The sequence below is a fragment of the Arthrobacter sp. H5 genome (assembly GCF_000520595.1).
In the GTDB taxonomy this organism is placed as follows: Bacteria; Actinomycetota; Actinomycetes; order Actinomycetales; family Micrococcaceae; genus Arthrobacter_D.
Genome location: NZ_AZSC01000315.1, coordinates 1 through 15,882 on the forward strand (window position 1 = coordinate 1; position 15,882 = coordinate 15,882).

Here is a 15,882-nt window from a genome sequence, read left to right on the forward strand (position 1 = left end):
GAGGACGTTCTGTTCCTCGGGTAGTACTCGACGCTGGTGTACGGCTTCCTGGTCTAGGCGGGCTGGTAGATCAGCGCCGACGGCGAGCCTCGCTCCAAGTGCACCCTGTGAGGACTACGCTGCGGCTAGTCAAAGGTGACTCGAGGGAGGTTTCAGCCCATGTCGAATCACGAAGCAAGGTCGACCATGTTGTCTGTCCTTCTGGGGTGCCTCGTGGCCGGGGGACTGGGAACCGCTGGCCGTCCACTTTCCGCCGATGTCTCGCCCGCCGGCGCTGTCGGGCTCCCTGAAACCGTGGCAGCGCGGATCCTCCCAATGCGAATCGAAGAGTCCGGCGACCTTCCGGTGATTGCCACGTGGGAGTATCTTGACGGCGCGGGAGCCTACAACAAAGCCGTGGATGAGTTGCTTCTTTCCCGTCTCGATGCCTACAAGGGCTCCATCTATTATCCGGCGATTCCAACTGAGGCAGTGGAGTCGAGTACCGGCTTGAGCGTGAGCGTGCGCGTTACGGGGATGAGCGGCAGGCTTGTAACCTTCCGCGTGTCGGAAGAGGCGCAGGAAGGCGCTCCCCGGAGCACCGTGTTCACAACTGACCTTGACACGGGCACAACCCACGAAGGCCAGCCACCACAGCCTGCTTCCGTGCTGAGTGCTGTATTTCCATGGGTTGACCGCCGGGCCGCTGATCTTTCAGCCCTGGACGAGCCCGCTCCGCCCGGAAGGAAACACATTAACTGTGACCTTGTCCCGTGCGTAGCGCTCACCTATGACGACGGGCCAAACCATGACACGCTTCGGCTCCTGGAGATACTTCGCGCTCGCGGCGTGCACGCAACGTTCTTCCAGCAGGGGGTCAACATCGCAGCATCGCCGGACATCACCAAGGCTGTTGCGGACGCCGGCCACACGGTAGCGAATCACACCTACACGCACGCGGATCTGGGCGGAATCGGATTGGAAGCAGTAAGGCAGGAGGTGCTCCTTACAGCGGAACTCATCAAGCAGCAGACCGGGCGCCATCCGGGCTACTTTCGCCCGCCGTATGGTACCCTCAGCGCGGAAGCGGCCGCTGTGGTGAACGTTCCGGTCATCATGTGGTCGGTGGATTCCCAGGATTGGCTTACCCAAAACAAGGACCTCTACATTCCCCAGGTCATGGAAGGCGTGCACCCAGGGGCGATAGTCCTGATGCACGACATCCATTCCGCCAGTGTGGACGGACAGGATGAACTGATCGGTGACCTGCTGGCCAAGGGCTATTACGCCGTGACGCTGGCCCAGCTGTTCGAGGGCATTGAGCTCTCACCGGGTGCAATTTACTATTGCCGTGGACCGGCTGCTTCCTGTACCCAGAGCAGATGACGCCAGCCACGCAAATTTGTTACGGAACGCGGATGAGCTTCTTATTGACGAACTCGTTCATGCCGAAGCGGGCGAGCTCCCGTCCCACACCGGACCGCTTCACGCCGCCGAACGGAAGATCCGCCTGGGTTCCGGTGGCGCTGTTGATCCAGACCATGCCGGTTTCCAGTCGGTCCGCGACCGTCTTTGCATGCTCAACGTCCGCGCCGAAGACCGAACCGCCCAGCCCATAGGCCGAACTGTTGGCGAGCTCGATGGCGTGCTCGGCGTCCCTGACCTTATAGACCACGGCCACCGGGCCGAAGATTTCCTCACTGTACGCGCGCATCCCCGGTTCGACGCCGGTGAGCACGGTGGGCGCAACATACGCGCCGGATCCGTTGACGCGGATGCCGCCGGTGCGCACCTCGGCTCCTTTGTCCACTGCATCAGTGATCTGGTCCATGACGCCCTGGGCCGCGGCCTCGGAAGAAAGCGGTCCCAGCCGGGTGGACGCATCGGCCGGATTCCCGGGAGTGACGGCTGCCATTCTGGCGGTGAACTTGTCCACAAACTCGTTGTAGTGCTCTTCCAGCACAATGAAGCGCTTGGACGCGGTGCACGCCTGGCCGGCGTTCCCCAGCCGCCCGATCACAGCGGCCTTGACCGTGGCGTCCAGGTTTTCGCCGTCGAGCACGATGAACGGGTCGGACCCGCCCAGCTCAAGGACAAACTTCTTGAGGTTCCGGCCGGCGACCTCGCCGACGGCCGAACCGGCACGCTCGGAACCGGTAAGGGAGACACCCTGAACCCGCGGATCGGCAACGATCTCCGCCACCTGATCATTGGTCGCAAATACGTTGACGTAGGCGCCCTCCGGCAGGCCGGCGTCCTTGAACAGCAATTCCATAGCCAGGGCCGACTCGGGGCAGTTGGGCGCATGCTTGAGGATGATCGTGTTGCCGAGCATCAGGTTGGGCGCCGCGAAGCGGGCCACCTGGTAGTACGGGTAGTTCCAGGGCATGATGCCCAGCAGTGCACCAATGGGCTCGGTGCGGACCACAGCCTCGCCTCCGCCGCGGACGGTGAGGTGCTCATCCGCCATGAAGGACTCGCCCTCGCTGGCGTAGTACTCGTAAATGTCGGCGACGAGGCCCACCTCGCCAAGAGCCTCCCGGGTGGGCTTGCCCATCTCACGGGTGATGATCGCCGCAAGTTCTTCGCTGCGCTCCCGGTACAGGGCCGCCACACGGTGGAGAACGACGCCGCGGTCAGCGGCCGGAGTGCGCCGCCACAGCGGGAACGCGGTGGCCGCGCTGGACAGTGCATCCTCAATGTGCGACGCCGTTGCCTCCGGATACTCGCTCATGATTTCCCCGGTTGCCGGGTTGGTCACCTTGTAAACAGTCATGGTTCCAACGTACCTTCCCGCCGGCGGACCGTGGGCGGGATTTGTGTGGACCCACATTTGCTGCGGCCGGCGTCTGAGTAAACGCACAGCGGATGGCCGGACAGCGCTGAACGCTTTCACGGTGATAAGGTCAATGTCGAGTATGCCGTCCCGCCATTGCTGCTGCAGGCGGGCAACCAGCCCCGCAGGGCGTCCCGCTACAGAGTATCTCAACGTAGGTATTCGGGCTCCGGACTTTGACGCCCCACATAGAGATCGGATCCCATGACCAGGACTTCACGCCACTCCTCTCCAGTAGCGCGCCAGACCCCGCCCGCGCTTGGCAAGGGAGCCATGCGCATCGTAGCGCTCGGCGGCCTCGGCGAGATCGGCCGGAACATGACCGTGTTCGAATACGAAGGCAAGCTGCTCATCGTCGACTGCGGTGTGCTCTTCCCCGAGGAGCACCACCCGGGCGTGGACCTGATCCTTCCTGACTTCTCGTTCCTGCGGGACCGCCTGGATGACATTGTGGGCCTGGTGTTGACCCACGGGCACGAGGACCACATCGGCGCCGTACCCTACCTGCTGCGCGAGAGGGCGGATATCCCGCTCATCTCGGCGCGTCTGACCCTGGCGTTCGTCAAGACCAAGCTTCAGGAACACCGCATCACCGCCAAAACCGTTCAGGTGAAGGAGGGGGAGCGCAAGAAGTTTGGGCCCTTCGAACTCGAGTTCCTTGCCGTGAACCACTCCATCCCCGATGGTCTGGCCGTAGCCATCCGCACCGGCGCCGGGCTGGTCCTGGCCACCGGCGACTTCAAGATGGACCAGTTCCCATTGGACCGCCGGATCACCGATCTCGCAGGCTTCGCCCGGCTTGGAGAGGAAGGGGTGGACCTTTTCCTCCCCGATTCGACCAACGCCGACGTACCCGGATTCCAGATCTCCGAGCAGGACCTGGCGCCAGCCATCGAGGAAGTGTTCCGTACGGCACCGCGCCGCATCATCGTCTCCAGCTTCGCGAGCCACATCCACCGCATCCAGCAGTTCATCGACGCCGCGCACCTGCATGGGCGGAAGGTGGCGTTCGTTGGCCGCTCCATGGTCCGCAACATGGCCACCGCGCGGGAGCTCGGCTACCTGAAGGTGCCGCGCGGGCTGGTGGTGGACTTCAAGGAACTCGAGAAGATGCCCGCCACGAAGACGGTGTTCATCTGCACCGGATCGCAGGGAGAACCGATGGCCGCGCTGGCACGCATGGCCAGCCAGGACCACGTGATCGACTTGACCGAAGGCGACACCGTGCTGCTCGCCAGCTCCCTGATTCCCGGTAACGAGACCGCAATCTACCGCCTCATCAACGGGCTGTCCAAGCTCGGGGCCAACGTAGTACACAAGGGCAACGCCAAGGTCCACGTGTCGGGCCACGCCAGCGCCGGCGAGCTGGTCTACTGCTACAACCTGGTCCGTCCACGCAACGTGATGCCGGTGCACGGTGAGCACCGGCACCTCAAGGCGAACGCGGATCTTGCCATCCGCACAGGTGTGAACCCAAAGCAGGCGCTCATCGTTGAAGACGGCACCACAATCGACCTCAAGGATGGTGTTGCACGCGTGTCCGGAAAAGTCCCGGCAGACTATGTATATGTGGAGAACATGGTGGCCGGCGCCGCGACCGAAGAATCCCTGCAGGACCGCATCCGTCTCGCGGAGGACGGCGCGGTCACAGTACTGGCGATCGTCAACCCGGACACCGGACGCCTGGAGGAGGACCCCGAGTTCTTCCCCGTGGGGTTTGCCCCGGCGGCCGGCGAACTGGAAAAGGCCACCGGCATTGTGGAGAAAACCCTTGCCGGACTCAAGGGTGGGAAGAAGACCGGCCCGGACGCCGAGCGCGCCATCGCGGAAGCTCTGGTCCGCTGGTCCGACCGGTCACTGCGGCGAAAGCCTGTGGTCACGGTCATTATCGTCGACGCCTGATTGGGTGGGCCAGTGACACAGACGCCGGTGTAGTGGAGTATTACCATCGAAACAGGAACCTGCAATCTCAGACTGCAGGTAGCGGCTCACTGATGGTCTGAACGCCTTCGGTCTGAACACCGATCGCGCGCGCCTCATCCGCCTGTTTTTCCAGCCGCACTTGTGCTGTGGTCGCTATGGTCCACAGGTGCGTGGCGCGATCGGCGGTCGCTACGCTCCCGGGCTCATGCCGGAAACTGCAGTTCGCCGTCCTTGTAGACCTGCCCGATCATGGTGCGCAGCCGCGGGAGCTGCTCAGCTGATTCCAGGCGGCCATTCAGGTCGACGGCGTCGGCCAGGTAATGCGGGGCGAGCCGGCCCACGGAGTGTTCCGGTGTGATCAATTCGCCTGCAACGGAGGTGGTCGCAGCGAGCACCTGCTCCAGGCTCATGCCCGCGTCAGCCATTGAGGAAAGTTCCTCAAGGTTCTCTCCATGGATACCCACGCCGGAATCGGTGCCCATGGCAATCCTGACCCCGGCGTCCACGGCGCGCGCCACGGACTTGCGGTGGTCCTCGGCCACCCGGTGCGCCTTCTCAATGACCTGCGGCGGAAGACCGCTGGCACCGGCCTCGCCCTTGCGGATGACCGCCTGAGGCGCGGAAAGAGTGGGCGAACCTCCAGCTTGACGCATTCCTATATGGGTATATGATGTTGTCATGGCACGAGCAGCGACGACGTCGGACGTTTTCAACGCGATCGCCGAGCCGCAGCGCCGGGAGATCCTGGTGCTGTTGCGGGCGGGTGAGCGGCCGGTGACCGAGTTGTCCCAGGAGCTGGGGTTGTCCCAGCCGGGGACGTCCAAACACCTGCGGGTGCTCCGGGAGGTCGGGCTGGTGCGGGACCGCAGGGCAGGCAAGCAGCGCCTCTACGATCTGGACGCCCGTGGGCTGCAAGCGGTTCACGAGTGGACGGGCGGGTTCGAACGGTTCTGGAACGAGAGCTTCGACCGGCTGGATGCGTATGTGCAGGACATGAAGCAGGCAAGGCAGGAGGAGTAGCTGATGAGCAAGATGGAACAAAGAGCGCCGGCGCAGTCCGCGACGGCCGACCGCGAGGTTGTGATCTCCCGGGTCATCGACGCCCCACGAGAGCTGGTGTTCGAGGCATTTACCGAGGTGCGGCACCTGTCGCGGTGGTGGGGACCGGAGGGGTTCACCACCACCACGCGGTCCTTCGAGTTCCGAGTCGGAGGGGAGTGGGACTTCGTGATGCACGGGCCGGACGGGACGGACTACCAGGAGTGGATCACCTGGACCGGGATCGCCCCGCCGGAGCGGATTGCAATGCTCCACGGTGAGTCCCGCGGCGACCCGAACGCCTTCAAGTCGATCCTGACGTTCGAGCCCGACGGTGCGGCGACCCGGATCGAGATGCGCACGGTGTTCCCCACCAAGGATCTGCGCGAAGAGGCGGTCGAGAAGCACCACGCGATCGAGGGCGGCCAGCAGACCCTGAGCAACCTGGCTGCCTACGTCACCGAGATCGTTCGGAAAGTGGCTGAGGACTAATGGCCAGGAAGGTGTTTTTAGCCTGAGGAATTGATGGGCAGCAGTCAATAGCCTGCTGGGGACCCGCCGTCGGATGGCTTGGCGAACTGGCTGGCGAGGGCCTCGGACCCCCTCGCCAGCAGTGCGACGTCGGCACCCACCAGGATAAAACGGGCGCCACTATCCAGATAGTGGCGCGCGGTCTCGGGGTTAAAGGCGTTCACTCCCGCCGGCTTGCCGGCTTTCCCAGCGGCCGCGAGGCAGTGTTCGACGGCGGCACGCACCTCCGGATGCTCCTGCTGGCCCAGCAAACCCATGGACGCGGCGAGGTCCGCGGGGCCCAGGAAGATGGCGTCCACGCCGTCGACCGCGAGGATGTTCTCCACCGCGTCAACAGCTGCCGTGGATTCGATCTGCACCGTCACACTGACAGTTTCACCGGCGCGCGCAAGGTAATCCGGTACCCGGCTCCACCGGGCAGCGCGGGCCAGCGCCGAGCCCACACCGCGGACGCCTTCGGGCGGGTAGCGGGTGGCTGCCACGGCAGCCTCCGCCTCTGCCGCGGAGTGGACCATTGGAATGATCAGGTTCTGGACGCCGAGGTCCAGATACTGCTTAATGAGCACGGTGTCATTTACGGGCGGCCGGACCATGGTGTGGACCGGGTAGCCGTAAACTGCCTGGAGCTGGGCGAGGATCGATTCCAACCCGTTGGGGCTGTGCTCGGCGTCAACCAGGAGCAAGTCCAGGCCGGCTCCCGCGCACAGTTCGGCGATCAAGGGACTCCCCGAGCACACCCACATGCCCGCCAGTGGCCGGTCCGATGCGGCCAGCGCGTCGCGGAGCGTTTTTTCTAGTGGAAGTGGCATGTCACAGCTCCAAGTGGTCCGTAGTCTGCGTGGACAGTGTCGCCCTTATGTACCCAGAGCGGGCGCGTGAAGGATCCAGCTAGGATTATATCCCCCGCCAAGAGGGAGTCCCCGTGGGCGGCGATCTTGTTGGCCAGCCAGTGGACGCCGTTGGCGGGATGGTCCAGAACCCCGGCCGCCACCCCGGTCTCCTCCACGGTCTGGTTCTTGTAAAGGATGGCGGAGACCCAGCGGAGATCCACGGCATCGGGCTTGACCGGACGGCCACCCACCACCATGGCGCCCATCGCGGCGTTATCCGAAATGGTGTCCACGATGGTGCGGCCCTCCATCTCGATCCGTGAGTCGAGGATCTCAAGGGCCGGAACCACGTAATCCGTCGCATTTAACACGTCGAAGATGGTGCAGCCCGGTCCCGAGAGCCCGTCCTTCAGGACAAACGCCAACTCCACCTCGACCCGCGGGTGGGTGTACTTTTCCCAGTCCACCGAACAACCGGTCTCCAGCACCATGTCGTCGAAGATCGCGCCGTAGTCGGGCTCGGTGATGCCGGTGGCGTCCTGCATGGCCTTGGACGTGAGGCCAATCTTGCGCCCCACCAGGGTGCGGCCCGCTTCCTCGTTGCGGCGGCGCCACAACCGTTGGACGGCGTAGGAGTCCTCAACTGTCATGTCGGGGTAGCGGGTGGTCAGGCGGGGGAGAGGGGTGCGGGTGCGGCCGGCTTCCAGTAGTTCATCGGCGATGGCTTCAATCGTTGCGTCGTCCAGCATGGCTACAGCTGCGCCCCCAGCTTGAAGCCCTGAGCTTCCGCCCCAGCGCCGTCGGCTTTGCGCGTGTAGGAGAAGCCGTCGGCACCAACTGTGACGGCCATCTCGCTCTTCTCTTCGCGCTCAAACACGGGTTGGGGGTTGCCGTCAAGGTCAAGCACGAGAGATGCCTCGGTGTACCAGGACGGGACCACGGGGTTGCCCCACCAGTCGCGGCGCTGGTTGTCGTGGACGTCCCAGGTGATGGTGGGGTTGTCCGGGTCTCCCGTGTAATAGTCCTGGGTGTAGATCTCGATGCGGTGGCCATCCGGGTCGAGGATGTAGAGGTAGAAAGCGTTGGAGACGCCGTGGCGGCCGGGTCCGCGCTCAATCCGGTCGGAGATACGCAGGGCGCCCATTTTGTCGCAGATCTGGATGATGTTGTGCTTCTCGTGCGTGGCGAATGCAATGTGGTGCATGCGGGGGCCGTTGCCACCGGTCAGCGCAGTATCGTGCACAGTCTGCTTGCGGTGCATCCACGCGGCGTACGTGACGCCGTCGGAATCCTGGATGTCCTCGGAGACCCGAAAACCGAGGTCCTCGAGGTACTTGCGAGCACGGGGTACGTCCGGGGTGACCTGATTGAAGTGGTCCAGCCGGACCAGTTCGCCAGCGGAGTAGAGATCGTAGCGCTGGGTGAGGCGTTCCACGTGCTCGGTCTCGTAGAAGAACTCGTACGGGAAACCCAGCGGATCCTCGACGCGGACGGAGTCACCGATTCCTTTGGTGAAGCCTTCCTTGCGGCGTTCGACGCGGCAGCCCAGTTCCTGGTAGTAGGCCTCGGCGGCATCCACCTCGGCGGGGGACTTCACCCGGTACGCAAAGGCTGCGACGGCGGCGACGGGTCCCTTGCGCAGCACCAGATTGTGGTGGATGAACTCCTCCAGCGGGCGCAGGTAGATGGTGTTGTCATCCTCCTCAGTCACGTGCAGGCCGAGGAGGTCAACGTAGAACTCACGGGACTTGGCGAGGTCTGTGACCACAATTTCCATGTAGGCGCAGCGGACAATGTCCGGTGCCGGAACGGACGGGGTGGGGACGAAGTTGGTCATGGTGGTCTCTCTTCGTTGAGGAGTGGGCGGGACGCGGGTTAGGCGCCGAACTTGGGGGTATGAACGGATCCGAGGCTGATGTGCACGGCCTGCTGGTCGGTGTAGAAGTCGATGGAACGGTAGCCGCCCTCATGGCCCAGCCCGGAGGCCTTCACGCCGCCGAACGGGGTGCGGAGGTCGCGGACGTTGTGGCTGTTGAGCCAGACCATCCCGGCTTCCACGTTCTGCGAGAAGGTGTGTGCGCGGGTCAGGTTCTGGGTCCAGATGTAGGCCGCGAGACCGTACCTGGTGTTGTTCGCCAGTGCCAGCGCTTCGTCGTCGTTCTCAAACGGCGTGATGGCAACGACGGGGCCAAAGATCTCCTCCTGGAAGATCCGCGCGTCCGGCGCGACGTCGGCAAACACGGTGGGGGCGATGTAGTTGCCTTCCGGCAGGTGGGCCGGGCGGCCGCCGCCGGCCAGCAGCCGGCCTTCGGACTTGCCGATCTCCACGTAAGAGGCCACCTTCGCGTAGTGCTCGGGGTGGACCAGGGCGCCGACCTCGGTCTTGGGGTCATGCGGATCGCCAACGACGATGGTCTTGGCCCGCGCCGCGTACTTTTCGCAGAACTCGTCGTAGATGGCGCGCTCCACGAGGATGCGTGAGCCGGCGGTGCAGCGCTCGCCGTTGAGGGAAAAGACGCCGAACAGGGCGGAATCGATCGCGGCGTCGAGGTCCGCGTCCGCGAAGACCACACACGGTGACTTCCCGCCAAGTTCCATCGAGAGGCCCTTGAGGTTGGCCGCGGCGTTGCGGAAGATGGTCTGTCCGGTAGTGGTCTCACCGGTGAAGGAAATCAGCGGAACGTCCGGGTGTTTGACGAGGGCGTCGCCCGCCTCTTCGCCAAGGCCGTTGACCAGGTTGAACACGCCGTCGGGAAGTCCCGCGTCCTTGAAGATCTGTGCCCACAGCGACGCCGAGAGCGGGGTGAATTCGGCGGGTTTGAGGACCACAGTGTTGCCTGTCGCCAGCGCCGGGGCAAGCTTCCAGGATTCGAGCATGAAGGGGGTGTTCCACGGCGTGATCAGGCCTGCAACGCCGATGGGTTTCCGGTTGACGTAATTGATCTGGGAGCCGGGCACCTTCATGGCGTCGTCGAACTGGGCAACGATCAGGTCCGCGAAGAACCTGAAGTTCTCCGCTGCGCGTAGGGCCTGGCCCCTTGCCTGCGTGATGGGCAGGCCGGTGTCAAAGGTTTCGAGTTCGGCGAGACGTTCCTCCTGTGCCTCAACCGCGTCGGCGATCCTGTTCAGAACCCGTGCGCGTTCCCGCGGCTTCATTCGTGGCCAGGGACCGTTGACAAAGGCGTCACGGGCGGCGGCAACTGCGAGGTCGATGTCCTCCGTCTGACCGGCCGCGGCCGTGGTGTAGTTGGTGTTGGAGACCGGGTCCAGCACCTCGAAGGTCCTGCCGCTGACAGAATCGACAAACTGGCCGCTGATGTAGTGCTGGATGTGCGTCGGCAGATCTTGCGGAACGTAGTGGGTGGTTTCAGGGACAGTGGACGTCATTGTTTCTCTTCCTGACTGTTGGAGATCTTCTTCGGGGTCCCGGGTGCTTGCGCGAGGTAAGCGTCGAGGGTGGCGGAGCGGTGCCTGCGCGCCGCCCGCTCGATGGTTTCGGCGTCGGCGTTGCGCTCGATCAGCTGAAGCAGCTCTTCGTGTTCGCGCACTGATTCCCGGGCGCGTCCGGGGACAAACCGGAAGGTCGAGGACCGGAGCGTTGCCAGCCGGTTCCAGCCACGGTGCACCAGATCGAGAATGTGCGGATTGGGGCAGTGTTCAAACAGGACGCTGTGGAAGTCCCGGTTCAGGGCGGTGAAGCGGACGGGGTCAAAGTGCTCCAGGCATTGGCGCATCTCCTCATTCACCGCACGCGCACGGGCAATCGCCGTGGCATCGATCAGCGGAGCCGACAACGCGGTGGCCGCACCCTCCACAACACTCAGGGTCTGCATGGTGTAAAGGTATTCCGTCGGATCGATTCCGGAGACAGTGGCGCCGACATTGCGCTCAAACTTCACCAGCCCTTCGGCCTCCAGCCGGCGGATCGCCTCACGCACGGGAACTACGCTGAAGCCCACGTCCCCGGCAATCTTCGCCAGCACCAGACGATACCCCGGCGAATAGGTGCCTTCCACGATGCGCGCCTTGATAAAGGCATATGCCTGCTCGGACTTACTGTCCGCCTTGGCGTCACCTGCTGCCTGCACGACGGCGGCACGTGCGACGGCGGTGTCACTCACTCTTTTTCACCTCCGCGGGCTCGCTTTTCGCAGCGGGATCTTCCGCTGCAACCCACTCCTGGTACTTGGCCTTCCAGCCGGTGTTCATTGGGTACAGCCCGTCCACGCTGTTGCCCTGCTTGACCATTTCGACGATGAAGGTTTCCTCCTTCTCCTGCTGGATACAGTCATCCACCAGTTCCCCGGCGATGGCCGGCGGGATCACCAGGATTCCGTCCGAATCGGCCACAATGATGTCTCCGGGCTGCACGGTTGCTCCGCCGCAGGCAATGGTGATGTCCGTGTCCCACGGAATATGCCGGCGGCCCAGCACGGCGGGGTGCGCATTGGCGAAGTAGGTGGGCATGTCCAGGTCAGCGACGGCCGAGTGGTCGCGGACGCCACCGTCGGTGATGATGGCCGCCGCGCCGCGCACCTGGGCGCGCATGGCCAGAATGTCGCCCACAGTTCCCGTACCTTTCTCGCCGCGCGCCTCCATGACGAGGATTTCGCCGTCGTTCACTGAGTCGATTGCGCGCTTCTGCGCGTTGAACCCGCCGCCGTGGGCCTTGAAAAGGTCCTCGCGGTTGGGGACGTAGCGGAGGGTGCGCGCCAGACCCACCACGCGGCGGTCCGGGCGGGTGGCCTGCAGACCGTCGATGCTCACGTTGTTCAACCCGCGTTTCCGCAGCTGGGAGGAAAGGGTAGCGGTGGCAACGCTTTCGAGCTTCTTCCTGAGCTCCGGCGACAGCGCCTGAGTGGGCGGTTCCAGACCGGCCGACTCGCGCGATCCGAATGCCTCTTCCCGCTGGGCATCATCAGCCTTGGGCTGCGCGCCGAACTCAGCGAACGGCGTCGTTCCTTCCACCACACGGGTGCTCAGCCGGCCGCTGCTGTAGGTGCCTGTGGTGACCTCGATGTCGACGACGTCGCCAGGCTGGGCCACAGAGGCGCCCGCCGGCGTGCCGGTGAGAATTATGTCACCCTCCTCGAGTGTGAGGAGTTGGGACAGGTCGGCGACCAGCTGGGCGAAGGGGAAGAGGAGGTCTTCCGTGGTGTCGTCCTGGACAAGCTCTCCGTTGTGCCAGGTGCGGACCCGCAGCGCGGTGGGGTCAACGGCGCCGGCCGGAATTAGTTGCGGACCAACGGGAGTGAATCCGTCTCCGCCCTTGGAGCGGAGATTGGAGCCCTTGTCCGCGTAGCGAAGATCGTAGACCCCGAGGTCGTTGCTTGCTGTGACCCACGCGACGTGGCTCCAGGCAGCCTTGAGAGCCACCCGGCGAGCCGGCTTGCCGATAATGAGGGCAATTTCGCCCTCGAATCCCAGAAGTTCGCAGCCAAGGGGCCGTTCAACACTGCCTGGGGCCTCGATCGACCCAAGAGCGAGCGAGGACGGTGGCTTGAGAAAGTACGAGGGCTGCTGGGGAGTGCGCCCGCGTTGGCTGGCGCGACTGGGGTAATTGATGTGGACGGCGATGACCTTGCGGGTGCTGGCAATCTGGTCCGCGCCAGCAGCCTGTTCGTGGAACTCCCTCGTCATACCGTCGTCTCCTCATAGTGATGCAGTAGATGTACGAAATCGTATACGATGATTATGGCTTGTGAAGCAGGCCACGTCAACCTTCGGCAGAGCCTGAAAATATTGTGTTCTACGTCATATTCATCGTACAGTTTTGAGACTGCCATTCGATTATTGAACCGGGTGTTCAAATAACGAACACCATTTTCGTCCGCCAAGTTTCACAAAGAAGTGAGTGAGGAAAGCCCGTGCAGTTTCACCATCACGGCTATGTATCCGGGGACCCGCGAGTGCAGTCGGCGGCCGGCACCGGTATCAACAGGCCGGAAGAACTGCCCCAAGAGGTAGACGTGCTCATTGTCGGCAGCGGACCCGCCGGCATGCTCGCCGCGGCTCAACTGTCCCAGTTCCCCAACATCACCACCCGGATTGTGGAGCGCCGCCCCGGCAGGCTTGCCATTGGCCAGGCGGACGGCATCCAGGCACGCAGTGTCGAGACATTTCAGGCCTTCGGTTTTGCGGAGCGCATCATCGCCGAGGCATACCGGATCACCGAAATGGCGTTTTGGAAGCCGGACCCGGCGGATCCGTCGCGCATCATCCGCACCGCCCGTCCGGTCGACGACCCCACCGGCATCAGCGAATTTCCTCACCTCATCGTCAATCAGGCGCGCGTGCTGGACTATTTTGCCGAATGCATGGCAAACGCTCCCACCCGGATGACACCTGACTACGGGCTGGATTTTCGGGGTCTGGAGGTGTCCGACCAAGGTGAGTATCCCGTCGTCGTCACGCTGGCCCACACGGCGGGTCCGCAGGAGGGGCTGGAGCGCACGGTGCGCGCCAAGTACGTGGTGGGCGCGGACGGTGCCCGCAGCAAAGTGCGTAAGGCCATCGGCTGCACGCTCGCAGGTGACCAGGCCAACCATGCCTGGGGCGTCATGGACATACTCGCTGTGACGGATTTCCCTGATATTCGGCTGAAGTGCGCTATCCAGTCCGGAACCGGCGGCAGCATTCTGCTGATTCCGCGCGAGGGCGGCCACCTCTTCCGGATGTACGTTGACCTCGGCGAAGTCGACGCTCATGACAAGGGCCACGTACGGAGCACCACCACCGAGGACGTGATCAAGAAGGCGAACGCGATCCTGCACCCTTATACGCTCGATGTCCGAAACATCGCCTGGCACAGCGTGTACGAGGTAGGTCACCGCCTCACGGACAGGTTCGACGACGTGCTTCCCGCGGACGCGGGTACCCGCACCCCGCGCGTCTTCATCACCGGCGATGCCTGCCACACGCACAGCGCGAAGGCCGGGCAGGGTATGAACGTCTCCATGCAGGACGGCTTCAACGTAGCCTGGAAACTTGGTCATGTGCTGGAAGGCCGCAGTCCGGAGAGCCTGTTGTCTACGTACTCGGCCGAGCGCCAGGTGGTAGCGAAGAACCTGATCGACTTTGACAAACAGTGGTCCACCCTGATGGCCAGGAAGCCCGAAGAGTTTGAAGACCCTACGGAGCTTGAGGACTTCTACGTCCGCACCATGGAATTCCCCGCGGGGTTCATGACGGAATACGGACCCTCCATGATCGTCGGCGGGACGGCGCACCAGGCGCTGGCCACAGGGTTCGCTGTCGGGAAACGCTTCAAGTCGGCTCCGGTAATTCGGGTGTGTGATACCAACCCGATCCATTTGGGCCACCATGCCACCGCGGACGGACGCTGGCGCATCTATGTCTTCGCGGACAAGCCACTACCGGGGAACCCATCGCGGGTAACGGATTTTGCCGAGTGGATCGTGAACGCGGCTGAGTCTCCGCTTGCAGCCACGCCGGAGGGCGCCGACAGCGACGCCTGGTTCGATGTCAAAGTGATCTACCAGCAGGACCACCAGAGTATTGATATCAACGCTGTGCCAGCGGTCTTCAAACCGCAGGTGGGGCCGTTCAAGCTCAACTATTTGGAGAAGGTCTACGGAATTGATCCGGCCGCGGACATCTTTGAACTGCGCGGCCTCGACCGTGGAGGCGTCGTCGTCGTCGTTCGGCCGGATCAGTATGTGGCCAACGTCCTGCCGCTGACCGCGACGGCGGAGCTTGCCGCGTTCTTCGTACAGCTGCAGATTCGGTTGTTCACGGGCCCGTGAGGATGACGAGTTGCCTGGTCGCCCGGGTCATTGCAACATAGCGATCGACTGCTCCTTCGATTCCCTCGCCGATCGAGTCCAGCTCCACCGTGGATCCGTGGACGACAGGCACCTCACTGCTGCGGATCGAGGTTGGCACATTGGCGTCCGGAAACGCAGCGCGGATACCCGGTTCCGCCTCTGCCGTGATCCAGGCTGGGGCCGGAGCAGTGCCAGAGAATGCTTTACGCCAGCGCGCTCACCTTGGAATCGCGTCCGGCGAACAGTGCGGGGTCCGCGGAGATCCGGCCCGGTCCCACGAGTGCAATGGCCAAGGCGGCCGCACCGAGCAACAGAACCAGTTCATAGCCGTTATTCGCCACGAAGACCCCCGAGGTGAGGTGCACCAGCACCAGCGCGCCGAGCATATCCAGCGTCAGCAGAAGGGCGACGGGTCGGGCAAGAATGCCGAGGATCAGCGCGATGCCGCCAACCAGTTCCAGGGTGGCAATCACCGGGGCCACAATCTCGGCCAAGGGAATCCCCATCTGGCCGAAGGCTGCCTGGGTGCCTGGGTGCCGGCAATGGTCCACTCGTTGTATTTCTGTCAGCCGTGGGCGGCAAAGAGGAAACCGGTGACTACGCGGAGGATGGTGCGGGCCACAGTGCTCTGGTGCGAATCGTTCATGGGGGAAATCCTTTGCATGGGAGTTTTAGAAGGGCGACATGGCTGCGGCACTGGCCGGGGTGCCGGTGCCGCAGAGGGAACGGGTGTTAGCCTCGCCCTTTCATGAGGAGCGGAGTCCAGGGGCGTGTTCAAAAGGCAGAAGGTGCCTCTGACCTGCGAAAATAGTAGTTACCACACTGCTTTTTTCAACGGATCATGGAGACACCCTCTTGGTGAAGAATTCTACCGGCTATTACCCTGGCATCGGTGTTGACGGGCACGGTACCGGGATCGTGTCCCAGGCCGGGGCCGTCTTGCTGACCGAAACCGCCA

At 63.6% G+C, this 15,882-nt stretch carries 13 protein-coding genes and 2 pseudogenes; 5 read left to right on the forward strand and 10 right to left on the reverse strand.

The annotated features are described in order from the left end of the window. Positions 1 to 186: 186 nt before the first annotated feature. Positions 187 to 1,365 (forward strand): polysaccharide deacetylase family protein, encoded by a 1,179-nt coding sequence (locus tag Y708_RS27215; RefSeq protein WP_162150417.1) that lies wholly within the window; start codon positions 187 to 189, stop codon positions 1,363 to 1,365. Positions 1,366 to 1,384: 19 nt separating this feature from the next. Here Y708_RS27215 and Y708_RS0100580 read toward each other — a convergent pair whose 3' ends face one another. Next, positions 1,385 to 2,755: an NAD-dependent succinate-semialdehyde dehydrogenase gene (locus Y708_RS0100580; RefSeq protein WP_028278444.1), complete on the reverse strand. Its 1,371-nt coding sequence runs from the start codon at positions 2,753 to 2,755 to the stop codon at positions 1,385 to 1,387. Positions 2,756 to 3,088: 333 nt separating this feature from the next. On the opposite strand from Y708_RS0100580, the gene Y708_RS0100585 reads away from it, so the two are divergent. Then, on the forward strand, positions 3,089 to 4,717 hold the full coding sequence (locus Y708_RS0100585) for a ribonuclease J (RefSeq protein ID WP_028278445.1): 1,629 nt from the start codon (positions 3,089 to 3,091) through the stop codon (positions 4,715 to 4,717). Positions 4,718 to 4,941: 224 nt separating this feature from the next. Here the strand turns inward: Y708_RS0100585 and Y708_RS0100590 are convergent, their stop codons facing one another. Next, a complete protein-coding gene (locus Y708_RS0100590; protein ID WP_253905640.1) occupies positions 4,942 to 5,451 on the reverse strand; it encodes an amidohydrolase family protein in 510 nt (169 codons plus the stop codon). Here Y708_RS0100590 and Y708_RS0100595 point away from each other — a divergent pair. Further along, positions 5,417 to 5,758: an ArsR/SmtB family transcription factor gene (locus Y708_RS0100595; protein ID WP_028278447.1), complete on the forward strand. Its 342-nt coding sequence runs from the start codon at positions 5,417 to 5,419 to the stop codon at positions 5,756 to 5,758. The two genes, Y708_RS0100590 and Y708_RS0100595, sit on opposite strands and share 35 nt — an antisense overlap. 3 nt (positions 5,759 to 5,761) lie before the next feature. Further along, positions 5,762 to 6,268, forward strand: a complete 507-nt coding sequence (locus Y708_RS0100600; protein ID WP_028278448.1) for an SRPBCC family protein — start codon at positions 5,762 to 5,764, stop codon at positions 6,266 to 6,268. Between the two features lie 44 nt (positions 6,269 to 6,312). Here Y708_RS0100600 and Y708_RS0100605 read toward each other — a convergent pair whose 3' ends face one another. The 6 genes from Y708_RS0100605 to Y708_RS0100630 are packed head-to-tail and all read right to left on the reverse strand — an operon-like array spanning position 6,313 to position 12,777. After that, positions 6,313 to 7,116, reverse strand: coding sequence for an HpcH/HpaI aldolase family protein (locus Y708_RS0100605; protein ID WP_028278449.1), 804 nt, complete (start codon positions 7,114 to 7,116; stop codon positions 6,313 to 6,315). Beyond that, a complete protein-coding gene (gene hpaH, locus Y708_RS0100610) occupies positions 7,101 to 7,886 on the reverse strand; it encodes a 2-oxo-hept-4-ene-1,7-dioate hydratase (RefSeq protein WP_028278450.1) in 786 nt (261 codons plus the stop codon). The genes Y708_RS0100605 and hpaH overlap by 16 nt, the downstream gene beginning before the upstream one ends. Before the next feature lie 2 nt (positions 7,887 to 7,888). Next, positions 7,889 to 8,974 carry a 3,4-dihydroxyphenylacetate 2,3-dioxygenase gene (hpaD, locus tag Y708_RS0100615; protein WP_028278451.1) on the reverse strand — a complete coding sequence of 362 codons (1,086 nt, stop codon included), beginning with the start codon at positions 8,972 to 8,974 and terminating at the stop codon, positions 7,889 to 7,891. A gap of 38 nt (positions 8,975 to 9,012) precedes the next feature. Continuing rightward, positions 9,013 to 10,524 (reverse strand): 5-carboxymethyl-2-hydroxymuconate semialdehyde dehydrogenase, encoded by a 1,512-nt coding sequence (hpaE, locus tag Y708_RS0100620; protein WP_028278452.1) that lies wholly within the window; start codon positions 10,522 to 10,524, stop codon positions 9,013 to 9,015. Beyond that, on the reverse strand, positions 10,521 to 11,225 hold the full coding sequence (locus tag Y708_RS0100625) for a GntR family transcriptional regulator (RefSeq protein WP_028278453.1): 705 nt from the start codon (positions 11,223 to 11,225) through the stop codon (positions 10,521 to 10,523). The genes hpaE and Y708_RS0100625 overlap by 4 nt, the downstream gene beginning before the upstream one ends. A 25-nt stretch (positions 11,226 to 11,250) precedes the next feature. After that, positions 11,251 to 12,777: a fumarylacetoacetate hydrolase family protein gene (locus tag Y708_RS0100630; RefSeq protein WP_028278454.1), complete on the reverse strand. Its 1,527-nt coding sequence runs from the start codon at positions 12,775 to 12,777 to the stop codon at positions 11,251 to 11,253. Positions 12,778 to 13,004: 227 nt separating this feature from the next. Here Y708_RS0100630 and Y708_RS0100635 point away from each other — a divergent pair, with 227 nt between their 5' ends. Beyond that, entirely contained in the window at positions 13,005 to 14,903 is a 1,899-nt protein-coding gene (locus Y708_RS0100635) for an FAD-binding monooxygenase (RefSeq protein WP_028278455.1), read from the forward strand. Here Y708_RS0100635 and Y708_RS27900 read toward each other — a convergent pair. Both Y708_RS27900 and Y708_RS21970 read right to left on the reverse strand, forming a co-directional pair. Then, positions 14,890 to 15,093: pseudogene (locus Y708_RS27900) on the reverse strand (hypothetical protein); the annotation flags it as partial. The gene Y708_RS0100635 and the pseudogene Y708_RS27900 overlap by 14 nt on opposite strands. A 34-nt stretch (positions 15,094 to 15,127) precedes the next feature. Continuing rightward, positions 15,128 to 15,570, reverse strand: a pseudogene (locus Y708_RS21970) (DoxX family protein). Positions 15,571 to 15,882 lie beyond the last annotated feature (312 nt).

What these genes read in the sequence shown, in the direction of transcription:
- Y708_RS0100585 (WP_028278445.1), top strand. Translation starts at nt 3,089, where the DNA reads ATGCGCATCGTAGCGCTCGGCGGCCTCGGCGAGATCGGCCGGAACATG.
- hpaH (WP_028278450.1), bottom strand. Translation starts at nt 7,886, where the DNA reads ATGCTGGACGACGCAACGATTGAAGCCATCGCCGATGAACTACTGGAA.
- Y708_RS0100595 (WP_028278447.1), top strand. Translation starts at nt 5,417, where the DNA reads ATGGCACGAGCAGCGACGACGTCGGACGTTTTCAACGCGATCGCCGAG.
- Y708_RS0100580 (WP_028278444.1), bottom strand. Translation starts at nt 2,755, where the DNA reads ATGACTGTTTACAAGGTGACCAACCCGGCAACCGGGGAAATCATGAGC.
- Y708_RS0100630 (WP_028278454.1), bottom strand. Translation starts at nt 12,777, where the DNA reads ATGACGAGGGAGTTCCACGAACAGGCTGCTGGCGCGGACCAGATTGCC.
- Y708_RS27215 (WP_162150417.1), top strand. Translation starts at nt 187, where the DNA reads ATGTTGTCTGTCCTTCTGGGGTGCCTCGTGGCCGGGGGACTGGGAACC.
- hpaE (WP_028278452.1), bottom strand. Translation starts at nt 10,524, where the DNA reads ATGACGTCCACTGTCCCTGAAACCACCCACTACGTTCCGCAAGATCTG.
- hpaD (WP_028278451.1), bottom strand. Translation starts at nt 8,974, where the DNA reads ATGACCAACTTCGTCCCCACCCCGTCCGTTCCGGCACCGGACATTGTC.
- Y708_RS0100605 (WP_028278449.1), bottom strand. Translation starts at nt 7,116, where the DNA reads ATGCCACTTCCACTAGAAAAAACGCTCCGCGACGCGCTGGCCGCATCG.
- Y708_RS0100600 (WP_028278448.1), top strand. Translation starts at nt 5,762, where the DNA reads ATGAGCAAGATGGAACAAAGAGCGCCGGCGCAGTCCGCGACGGCCGAC.